We start from the raw sequence: 11,098 nt of genomic DNA on the forward strand, positions 1-11,098 counted from the left end.
ACTAGCGTCGACTTCACCGTTTTCACTTAATTACTCAAAATACGAATCAACTAGCTCTGATACTACTTCCTCAGTAGCAGTTTTTGTTCTTGGATTTCTGATCTGGACATCGAAGTATAGTTTTGGGTGGTCAACGACAAAAATAGGAGCATACGCCAACGCTATGCCCCTTCTCTGCTATTTTCATGACTTATTCCGCTATTCATCCCTAATCGGTCACCGATGCCTTAAATCGGCTTAGATTTTGTCGTTTAGAGCGACATTCTCTAAATTTATGTACAAGCTTGTCTAAATCACGAACCATCTATCAAAGATTACAGCTATTATAACGTCTACAATTATTATAGCAACAATTAAAAAGGGCATACTTTTAGCTACTTTTTCGCTTTGTTTATCTGGCAAATATTTAATTAAAAGAGGCACTATTGTGAAGAATAATATGAATGAGACAAGTATAACTGCGAACGAGAAAGACTTGTATTTTTAAGCTCAATAATTTGGATGTCGTCATTGTAAATCGATTCCACCACCTTTCCTATATCTTAAATAAAACAAATTTCGACATTAGGAAGGTTTTTCCTTCTTCACACATGGTCGTCTGCTGCAAAACTGCTTGGTGCCAGTCCATTCACCCCATTCGCACCTCTTACACTTGTCCGGCTGCTTTGGCGATAACGTGGTCGTTGCAGCTTATTACGTTTTCCTGCCATGTCGTCTTTCCTCTCTATTTCGTGGCGAATTGCCCGCCGTGAGTCGGACCAACCATTCAAACCATTTCATATAACATCACACTCCTTCGAGAACATAAAAAAAGCGAGAAGAGTTACGCCTCGGTCATATGCCGCATTCATGCAGCCGTGCGTGTCATTCTCGCCTTTTTCTATGGTTACATCCTATCACGGGAAAACTGTCATGTAGTGCTCAACTTAGAGTCAACATGTGCTCACGTTGTGTTTACTTTACGGTCAAATCTAGATCGACTCACATCATCTAAATATTTAGCAGTTTAGCTCAATTCTTGAATATAAAAAGAAAAGCAAACACCTTCCCAAAGGAAATTGTGTTTGCTTTCTTTCGTCAATTAAGCTTTTCTTTTTCTGAACATGAGAACCAAGCCAGCGCACAAGGCGATGAGTCCTGCAAGTCCCAAGTTGAAGAGGTTTGTTGATGTATTCGGCAACTTGTTGCCTTGAGGTGCACCAGATTGGTCTGCAGTTGAAGGAACTCCACCAGATTCTCCTGCGGTCATTTCGTTGTTATCTTGTGCAGAGTCTGACTGGCCAGCCCCATCTCCAGAATCCTCAGGAGTTGCACCGTTACCTGGATCTGTTGGGTTTGCACCGTTACCTGGATCTGTTGGGTTGGTACCGTTACCTGGATCCGTTGGGTTCGTACCATTGCCCGGATCTGTTGGGTTGGTACCATTCCCTGGATCTGTCGGGTTCGTACCATTCCCTGGATCCGTTGGGTTCGTACCGTTCCCTGGATTTGTTGGATTCGTGCCGTTGCCCGGATCTGTTGGGTTTGTGCCGTTCCCTGGATTTGTTTTCGGTTCTGTTACTCGAACGGTAACTGTAACCTCGGTTTTGTTGCCCTTGCCGTCATCCACGATAACGGTAAAGCTATCCTCACCGACAAAGTTAGGATCTGGGGTATACTTCCAGCTTCCGTCCGGATTCACAATGACAGTTCCGTTCCCCGGTTGCTTACCAGGGGTATACGTCAATGGATCTCCATCCGGGTCCGCACCATAAACATCGCCCGTTACGGATGTACCCTTGTCCGTCGTTACTTCTTTATCCGGAGATACTGGAGGTTGATTCGTCTTATCCTTCACATCCACGATAATCTCAACCTCAGTTTGGCCTCCCTTGCCATCGTCAACGATGACGGTAAAGCTATCCTCGCCGACAAAATCAGGATCTGGGGTATATGTCCAGCTTCCGTCCGGATTCACAATGACAGTTCCGTTCCCCGGTTGCTTGCCTGGAGTATACGTCAATGGATCTCCATCCGGATCCGTGCTATACACATCACCCGTTACGGATGTACCTTTTTCCGTCGTTACTTCTTTATCCGGAGATACTGGAGGTTGATTTGTTGGTGGCGGAGTCGTTGTATCCGTCACATCTACGATAATCTCAACCTCAGTTTGGCCTCCCTTGCCGTCGTCAACGATAACAGTGAAGCTGTCCTCGCCGACAAAGTCAGGATCTGGGGTATACTTCCAGCTTCCGTCCGGATTGACAATGACAGTTCCGTTCCCCGGTTGCTTGCCTGGGGTATACGTCAATGGATCTCCGTCCGGGTCCGTGCCATAAACATCGCCCGTTACGGATGTACCTTTGTCCGTCGTTACGTTTTTATTTGGTGCTATTGGAGTACTATTCGGCTTGTCCGTTACATTCACGGTTACCGTTGATGTCGTAACCCCGCCCTTACCGTCGCTGACCGTGACCGTAAAAATATCCGGACCGTCATATCCTGGATCTGGAGTATATGTCCATGTTCCATCTTGATTCACTGTCACCGAACCGTGCTTCGGATCGCTTCCTTTCGTATACGTCAACGTATCCGAGTTTGGATCGGTTGCATACACGCTGCCGGTTACCGTCGTATCCTGCTGCGTCGTTACTTCATAATTGCCGGTCACTGGCGGCAAGTTTGGAGGCTCAGTTACATTAACTGTTACTGTCGATGTGAAGGTTCCACCCTTTCCATCACTGATTGTAACCGTAAAGCTGTCCGTTCCTGTAAAGTCTGTGTCCGGCACATACGTCCATGTACCATCCGGATTCACCGTTACTGTACCGTTTTTCGGATCGCTTCCTTTGGAAAATGTCAGCTGGTCACCGTCAGGATCTACTCCATACACACTTCCAGACACCGTGGTATTTTTCCATGTAGTTTCTTGAGTATCCGATGCCATTGGCGATTGGTTTGCAGGCGGGTATACGTTCACTTCCACGCTAGGCTTACTTGGAGTACTGACATTGATGCCAGAAACTTCTGCTATATTCCGAATGTTTTTGCCAGCTTGGCCCGCTTGGATGGTCGCTCTAAATTGAACCGTGTGCCAGTTGGTGTCTACAATGTCACCAAACTGACCGACAACCTTACCTGTAGCAGCATAATGCCCTTTATCATCCCCTGCAGCATCAGTGACAGCCACTCCATCTACCTTCAAACTACCAGGGACGTATGCCAGTCCTGCCGGAATGGTATCCGAGATAACAAGGTTACTAATCAGACTTTTAGCTACCGTATTGCGGCCTTTAATCGTGTAAAGTAATGTATCTCCCACCTCCGGATGGGCTGTATCCGTGTTTCCTGCCGCTTTCTGTTGTATGGTTACCGTTTTATCGGATTGAAGACTAGGAGGATTGGGATCGAATTTCGGCGCAACTTCCGATGCTAAATCAAAAATCAATCCCCCTGTCATTGCTCCGAGGTAAGTCGTGCTGAAAGTAACACGATTAAGTATATAGAATTTCGGATTACTCTGACCACCAACGATTAATACATTTCCGTTAGGTAAAAAGCTCATTCCTCTTAAACCGAATTCTACAGGGGTACTATTTGTTGCGGATATGTTGACACTCCGAACAACGGTACCCGTCTTTGGATTGATCTGCATTAAAGAATTGGACTGGGAGAACCAGATATAACCATTGCTATCAAAAATCATATCGCCCCCCATATCCTGATATGACGGAAAACTATAATTAGTTATTTGAATTGATTTCTTTTGCTTCGTAACTAAATCATAGGTTCCTATATACACTTTACCGTTAAGACCATAAATGTAATAATATTTACCTTCGAAGATTACAGAATTCCCGGTTATGCCCTGCACTTGGGTTACATACTGGGCGGTTCCATTTGCATTAATTTTGTAAATTTTGGAAACAGGATTACTCCCGTAAGTGTAAGTAGCTGCATAGAAAGCATTCTCTTTCATAGCTACTGCCAACCCGTTTAAACCAGTATTTTCAGCAACACCTGTAATACGAACACTTGCCTTTGGGGTAGCTCTTGGATTATTCCCATCAAATTGATGAAGTGTCATCCCCTGAATACCATATGAATCAACATTATTGACGGTTACTGCGGTTGCAGCATTAACCTCCAATCCAGGTGAAAGCATTCCACTGATAGTGATGAGAATCACCAGCAAAACTTTAATAATCGGACTGATAATTGCTTTTGATTGCATTAGATATTCCCCTCCTTATACGCTGCCTTCTTCTCTACTTGACCGGGGAAAATTTGATTATGAGTGATTTCTTATGTATGTTCGATTTCCCCTCCTATTTAGTAGATAACGGTCAATGCACCAGGGCAGGTTTTATATTAGTGTCTTGATAATATGTTCGTATCATCAATTGGCCATAAAACAAAAAAAGACACCTCTGCGCAGCATTCTTACCTTTTTGACCATTCAAATTATATAAGTCTTATTTTGAATCCTTACTGTTTACCACCACCTCTCCTATAAGCTCCCAATAAAAAAACTCCATCTTAGCGGACAGGCGCAAGCAGACGGAGTTTTCCGTCGTATTCGGTAGCTGGCTGGCAGTAGCATTTGTAGTTTCCTACAAATCCGTTAGCCCCTTTAGCTTTGCGTCCCCATTTTTCAATGGGTTTGCCATTATCGTACGAGCATGTATTTTTTGAGAAAATTAACCATTAGATTTAAATTATATTATAAAAGAATCATAAGTTAGGATCTTGAGACTCATTTTTCGTAGTTATTTCTTTCTATTTGTCGCTTTTAGGAAAAATATGATGATAATAGGCCATGGGTCATATTTTTTCAGAAAACTTTTATTTTAAATATAGAACAAGAAAGCTGTCCGATGAGGACAGCTTTTTTTTACTTCCCTATTCTTAAAACTCCTCATGATCCTGCTCAAAGACCCCCATTAGTTTCAACGTATAGGCCATACTCTCAGTTCCCTGAAGTATCAAACCAAAAGCCCTTTCAAGCTGCTGCGTGTAGAACCGATACCGTTGATATACCCAACGCTGCTTTTCTATCAGAATCGTAGCGTTGGCAGTCTAATCAGCATGAAAGTCCTCCTGATCGATGCGGCGAGCAACTTCGCCATCAATGGCCACTTATTTTAAATGTATTTAGGTACCCCGGCCTGAATCGACCGGGATTGTGACTCTGGTCTCTATTAAGCGGCTCCGCCGCCTTTCATCATTTTTGTGACCTTTTCCTTATACTTCTTCCACTTCGGCTGAATTTGGCTGGAAGGAATACCAGCAATTTTTGAAATCTCAACCCATGTCTAACCCTCATTCAGACGTTTTTCCAAGAACAACGGGAAATCCAATGGAATATCTTCAAAAGAAGGGCGTTCTTTCAGGATGAACCGTTCCAGCTCCTCCTTGCTAATTACTTCATCGCTGGATGCCTGGCTTTCCTCAGAATCAGAGGTGCCGTCCGCTGCAGGCTTTTGATCACCTTCCTCGAGGGTCATTTCCTGCACATCCGATTTTTCCTCATGCTTCTGGTCTTGCATCCATTCCGGGAGATCGGAACCTTCCTGAGCTCCTCCGCTCTCAAGAAGAACTTATCTTCTCCTTGGATGGTCCATTTGAGCTAGTTGAGGATGGCCAGCTTGTGAATTTCACAGACAGTAAACCTGTAAAGTTTAATGCTTTGGATTACACGATGGACGGACGGATCAGCTTGAAGCTCAGTCATCCTGCCAGTAGGCACTATAATTCTGCCTTCGTACAAAGGAAAGATATCGAGCAATTGCTGCAGTTTTATGGAGAAGATTTTTAAGGAGGATCTTTGATGAGAGGACATATCGCCAAAAAGGGGAACAAGTAATTACATTGTAATAGATCTAAATAAAGATGAGGTTACTGGGAAAAGAAAACAAAAGTTGCTGTCAGGATATGATCGTAAAAGAGATGCAGAACGGGCACCTCCTGGAGTGCTCTCTGATTTTATTAAAGGAACCTTTGTGGAGCCTTCTAAGATAACTTTTGGAGAAATCATGGAAACGTGGCTTAAGGATAAGAAACTTCAGTAAAACATGGCACTTGGAAGTCTTATGAGTGGTTAGTTTATAAACATATTATTCCAAACTTCGGGAAGGTGCAGATGACAAAATTAAAACCAAAACACTTCCACGATTTTTATCATAAAACGCTGTTACCGAAATTAGCAGTTGGATCCATTAAAAAGGCCCACGAATCATTATGGACGCTTTAAGATCGAGCTGTGACTTGGAGTGAGATTGTCCAAAATGTAGCAAGTTCTGTCGAACTTCCCCAAGGGAAAAAAGCAAAGTTTGAAGTATGGAATGAAAAACAGCTAAAACTTTTCTTGGATACAGCAGCTCATAATCAGTATTACATTGCCTTCGAACTCGCTGCATTCACCGGCATGAGGCAGAGCGAGATCCTTGCTTTAAGACGTATTGATGTCGACTTAAACATCCGGAGCATATCGGTAAGACAGATATATACAATTGCAGAGGTTGGACATGATTTTGACGATACAAAACATGATAGCAGCATTCGATCAATCGCTCTGTTTGCAAACACTGTACAAATTCTCCAAGACCATTTTGAAAAACAACGGATAGAGAAAGAAACAAATACATTTTACACAGATTCGGGTTTAGTCGTTCAAACGCTACACTTCTTCTAAAAGCAGGTATACACCCTAAAATCGTTCAAGAACGATTGGGCCATTCTTCTATTAATTAACCTTAGATACCTATTCCCACGTGCTACCCAACTTGCAAGAAGCTGTTCTTAACACTATTGGTGACTCGATCTTAGGGAATCAAATCGAGGACGAAAAGCCTACTTTACTCGACTTAGGGTTAGAGGAATGCTAGAAGTGTAGGTTATTAAACAAATAGGCGCAGCTCCCGAATCCCGGAAAGCCGCGCCGTTATTGACTTTATGAAGATGCTGGTGAAGGGAATTGAACCCCCGACCTACGCATTACGAGTGCGTTGCTCTACCCCTGAGCTACACCAGCACATGTGGTTCGATGCTATTCCTCACGAAACAACAAAAATTATTATAATACTTCAGCAGCAAAATGCAAGCCCAATTCTTACGGAAATATCCCCCGAAACTGGCGGCATTACCCGCCTAATTTCTCCTGCACGGACTGGATCTTCTGTTTGCTTGAGGAAACTTGATCCCTGCGGTCGTCGATCTTCACGGAAGTCGATACGCGCTGCACACCGGACAGAAAAGGCGCTTCATGCAAAGCCTCAATCGCCCGCCAGATCATGTTAAGCTCTCCCTCGATGATGGTGCTCATCGAAGTCAGCTCATAGGATATTCCATCCTGTTGTTTCAATACACGCTGCATCTCGGCAACATAAGAGCTCAAACTCGTTGTTGCGGTTCCGATCGGTATCACCGTTACCTCCGCTATCGCCATCTTGAAAACCTCCCTCGTTCCCATCTCATTTATATGGAATGCTCTAAACTCTCGAATACTGTTATCATAACAATTCTGGCCCTCCATATCAAAGTCCGTCTGTCTGTAGCTTCACACAAGATATGGTGTACCTTCCTCGTTTCGTCCATACGAATATATCCTATTTTGTCAAAACGATAATATACGTGGTATCTGCGCAGAAAAGGTCGCATTTGGTCACAATTCAGGAAATGTTATGGCCTTTTGACAGTTTCTTAACTGGCACAATGACCGCTCGTTTGCTATAATTCATTTTGCGTTCAATTTTAAGAATATGGTTTACAAACACAATATATTGGGTTAAATTAGATTAACAACAACCAAATATAGTGTATATAGGTGCCGGATCAACCTATAAGGCAGTCCGGCTTAATAGGGAAGCATGGTGTAAATCCATCACGGTCCCGCCACTGTAAGGGCTCTAAGGCTGTTTATGGTCTATCAGCCATCCACATACGACATATGCCACCGAGGAACCGGAGCAAGGTCCCTGGAAAGGCAATGCCGAGGGAAGAAGCTCGAGTCAGGAGACCTGCCTATATGCAGTAGACACCAACCTACGGGGTTTTAGGTAAGTGTTCGTTAAACTTGCGTCTGTACATAACATCATGCCCGTTCATGGGCTTATGGCAAACGTCATTTTCGAATCACAGCGCACGGACATTTTCAAGCCTGCCCGCGGGTTTTAGAAAATGTTTTTTTGATGTCCTTTTTCATATTTCCCCCGAAGAAAGCGAGGAATTTATTCATGCCCCAGCTCGTAGTTAAACCGAACAACCGTCAGCTCGCCTTTGATGAAATTCGCCTCTCCGTTTATGCCGACCGGACTCTTAAAGGATTGGACATGCTCGATAAAGAGCGCCTGCTTCGCGGCGTCAATGCCAAATTGCGCGGTGAGCAAGTTACCGGCGAAGAAATCAGCAACGCCTTCACAATGTCCGCCCTTGAGCTTGTCACCAAAGAGGAGCCGAATTGGAAGTTTGCAGCTGCACGTTCGTTTCTGACCTCTTTATATAAAAAAGCGGCCACCAACCGCCGATACAAAGCTTACCCGGAAGAACCATACGGTGCCTTCTATCCGCTCATTACGGAGCTTGTACAAAAAGGCATTTATCGCGAGGATCTTCTGACCAGCTATACCAAAGAACAAATCGAAGAACTCGGCGAGTGCATCGATCCAAGCCGCGATCTGCTGTTTGATTACATCGGTTTGTTGACGCTGGCTGAGCGTTACCTGGCAAACGATTTTGACGGTCGCGTTATGGAACTTCCGCAAGAACGCTACATGGTCATCGCGATGTTCCTCATGCATAACGAGCCTGCCGACAAGCGTCTCGACCTTGTCAAGGAAGCCTACTGGGCCATGAGTAACCTGTACATGACAGCGGCTACGCCGACAATGTCCAATGCAGGCAAAAAAGTAGCCGGCCAGCTTTCCAGCTGCTTCATCGATACCGTGGACGACTCCCTGGAAGGGATCTTCGATTCCAATACGGATATCGCCCGTCTCAGCAAAATGGGCGGCGGCATCGGGGTATACCTCGGTAAAGTCCGTGCACGCGGCTCTGACATCCGCGGTCACAAGAATACCAGCTCCGGCGTTATCCCTTGGATTCGCCAGTTGAACAACACCGCTGTCAGCGTTGACCAATTGGGAACTCGTAAAGGTGCCATCGCGGTTTATCTGGATGTGTTCCACAAAGACATTTTATCCTTCCTGGATCTGAAGCTGAACAACGGTGACGAGCGTATGAGAGCACACGACGTGTTCCATGGCGTATGTCTGCCTGATCTGTTCATGGAGGCTGTAGAAGCACGTGAAGAGTGGAGCCTGTTCTGTCCGCATGAAGTGAAGAAAATCATGGGCTGGAAAGACGAGAATGGCCGTCCGCTGGGCCTGGAAGACTTCTATGATCAAGGACAAGGCGAAGGCGAATTCCGTCAAAAGTATGCTGAAGCTGTGGCGAACCCGCTGCTGCCGCGCATTACGGTACAAGCCATCGACATTATGAAGCGCATCATGAAATCCCAGCTTGAAACGGGTACACCGTACATGTTCTACCGCGACACGGTCAACCGTGCGAACCCGAACTCTGCGCATGGCATGATCTACTCTTCCAACCTGTGCACGGAGATCATGCAGAACCAATCTCCGACAGTGGTTGAACAAGAGGAGCTGGTTACGAAAGACGGCCAAACCCGGATCGTCATTTCCAAAATCCCTGGCGATTTCGTTGTCTGCAACCTGAACTCCATCCACTTGGCTCGTGCTGTACCTGCCGGTGTGCTGGAGCGTCTCGTTCCAATCCAGGTTCGTATGCTGGATAACGTCATCGACATTAACAATATTGAAGTTCTGCAAGCTCAATATACCAACAGTCAATATCGTGCGGTCGGTCTCGGCACCTTCGGTCTGCACCACTTGCTGGCGCTGGAAGGCATCCGCTGGGAATCCGACGAAGCCGTTGCCTATAATGACAACCTGTATGAGCACATCAACTATCTGCTCGTTAAATCCAGCATGGAGCTGGCCAAGGAAAAAGGCCATTATCCGAAATTCAAAGGCTCCGACTGGGAGAGCGGCGAGTACTTCACGTTCCGCGGTTACACCGACGGCGAGCATGAGGGCAAGTACGTAACCACCGAACAATGGCGCGAATTGCAGCAAGAAGTACAAGCGAACGGCGTCCGTAACGCATGGCTGTTTGCCATCGCACCGAACGGCTCCACATCGATCATCGCAGGTTCCACGGCGAGCATCGATCCATTGTACGAACTTCTTTCTTATGAAGAAAAAACCACCTATAAAGTGGCTAACCCGGCTCCGGATCTGTCCGAAAAAACGATCTGGTACTATAAAACGGCTTTCTTGATCGACCAGCATTGGTCCATCAAAATGGCTGCCGCCCGTCAGCGTCACGTTGACCAGGCACAAAGCTTTAACCTGTATGTCCGCCCTGATATCCGTGCTTCGGAATTCCTGGAGCTGCACCTGCATGCCTGGAAAGCCGGTATTAAGTCCACGTACTATGTACGCAGCCGTGCGCTGACGATTGAAGAGTGCGAGTCGTGCGCAAGCTAACCTTTAATTTCGATCCCACCCAAACCCTCCCTTCCAAGGGAGGGCCCCAAGGGCTCTGCCCTCTGGACACCCGCAAGGCGTATAAGGTGTGAATGAGACCTTCTACGTTACTTTGGTGGCTAGGAGCGCTTTCTCCCTACGGGAACGCTGGAATTTAGTGCGGAGACGAATGAGCTGCTTCGTGCGATTTGTTGAGTTGCTGCCTACTGGGATCGCTCTCCCTTTGGGAATCGCTTCTCATGCGGTACGGGGACTTCTGAGTTACTTCGTACGTTTGTTGAGTTACTATCTGCATGGATCGCTCTCCCCTTGGGAATCGCTTCTCATGCGGTGCAGGGACCATGAGTTACTTCGTGCGTTTTGTTGAGTTACTGCCTGCTGGGATCGCTCTCCCCTTGGGAATCGCTTCTCATGCGGTGCTGCGGGACTACTGAGCTACATCGTGCGATTGGTTGAGTTGCTGCCTACTGGGATCGCTCTCCCTTTGGGAATCGCTTCTCATGCGGTACGGGGACTTCTGAGTTACTTCGTACGTTTGTTGAGTTACT

Annotated in this window: 7 protein-coding genes, 1 tRNA gene, 1 pseudogene and 2 riboswitches; of the genes and pseudogenes, 4 read left to right on the top strand and 5 right to left on the bottom strand. The window is 45.9% G+C overall.

Annotation, left to right across the window (positions count from 1 at the left end; translation table 11 throughout):
- Window positions 1–584 precede the first annotated feature (584 nt).
- The 3 genes from ACQKPA_RS11060 to ACQKPA_RS11070 all read right to left on the bottom strand — a co-directional run bounded on the left by ACQKPA_RS11060 (window position 585) and on the right by ACQKPA_RS11070 (window position 5,498).
- On the bottom strand, window positions 585–710 hold the full coding sequence (locus ACQKPA_RS11060) for a hypothetical protein (protein WP_427492129.1): 126 nt from the start codon (window positions 708–710) through the stop codon (window positions 585–587).
- Window positions 711–1,081: 371 nt separating this feature from the next.
- Window positions 1,082–4,216 carry an Ig-like domain-containing protein gene (locus tag ACQKPA_RS11065; protein WP_427492131.1) on the bottom strand — a complete coding sequence of 1,045 codons (3,135 nt, stop codon included), beginning with the start codon at window positions 4,214–4,216 and terminating at the stop codon, window positions 1,082–1,084.
- Window positions 4,217–4,560: 344 nt separating this feature from the next.
- Window positions 4,561–4,660: riboswitch (cyclic di-GMP riboswitch) on the bottom strand.
- Window positions 4,661–5,297: 637 nt separating this feature from the next.
- On the bottom strand, window positions 5,298–5,498 hold the full coding sequence (locus ACQKPA_RS11070) for a hypothetical protein (protein WP_427492133.1): 201 nt from the start codon (window positions 5,496–5,498) through the stop codon (window positions 5,298–5,300).
- A 360-nt stretch (window positions 5,499–5,858) separates the two neighbouring features.
- Here ACQKPA_RS11070 and ACQKPA_RS11075 point away from each other — a divergent pair, with 360 nt between their 5' ends.
- The 3 genes and pseudogenes from ACQKPA_RS11075 to ACQKPA_RS11085 all read left to right on the top strand — a co-directional run bounded on the left by ACQKPA_RS11075 (window position 5,859) and on the right by ACQKPA_RS11085 (window position 6,676).
- Complete coding sequence (locus ACQKPA_RS11075; protein ID WP_427492780.1) at window positions 5,859–6,053, top strand: Arm DNA-binding domain-containing protein; 195 nt, start codon at window positions 5,859–5,861, stop codon at window positions 6,051–6,053.
- A 2-nt stretch (window positions 6,054–6,055) separates the two neighbouring features.
- Window positions 6,056–6,235: pseudogene (locus ACQKPA_RS11080) on the top strand (hypothetical protein); the annotation flags it as partial.
- Window positions 6,236–6,244: 9 nt separating this feature from the next.
- Window positions 6,245–6,676: a hypothetical protein gene (locus ACQKPA_RS11085; RefSeq protein ID WP_427492135.1), complete on the top strand. Its 432-nt coding sequence runs from the start codon at window positions 6,245–6,247 to the stop codon at window positions 6,674–6,676.
- A gap of 267 nt (window positions 6,677–6,943) precedes the next feature.
- Here ACQKPA_RS11085 and ACQKPA_RS11090 read toward each other — a convergent pair.
- Together ACQKPA_RS11090 and ACQKPA_RS11095 are read right to left on the bottom strand one after the other, a co-directional pair.
- Window positions 6,944–7,015 (bottom strand) — tRNA-Thr (locus ACQKPA_RS11090).
- Between the two features lie 108 nt (window positions 7,016–7,123).
- The gene (locus ACQKPA_RS11095; protein ID WP_427492137.1) at window positions 7,124–7,429 is read right to left on the bottom strand and encodes an MTH1187 family thiamine-binding protein; all 306 of its coding nucleotides are present in this window, start codon (window positions 7,427–7,429) and stop codon (window positions 7,124–7,126) included.
- 359 nt (window positions 7,430–7,788) lie between these two features.
- A riboswitch (cobalamin riboswitch) is annotated at window positions 7,789–8,022 on the top strand.
- A 194-nt stretch (window positions 8,023–8,216) separates the two neighbouring features.
- Between ACQKPA_RS11095 and ACQKPA_RS11100 the strand changes: the two genes are divergently transcribed.
- The gene (locus ACQKPA_RS11100) at window positions 8,217–10,550 is read left to right on the top strand and encodes a ribonucleoside-diphosphate reductase subunit alpha (protein WP_427492139.1); all 2,334 of its coding nucleotides are present in this window, start codon (window positions 8,217–8,219) and stop codon (window positions 10,548–10,550) included.
- Window positions 10,551–11,098: the final 548 nt, after the last annotated feature.

The sequence above is a fragment of the Paenibacillus sp. NPDC093718 genome, assembly GCF_050279985.1.
GTDB lineage: Bacteria > Bacillota > Bacilli > Paenibacillales > Paenibacillaceae > Paenibacillus_AQ.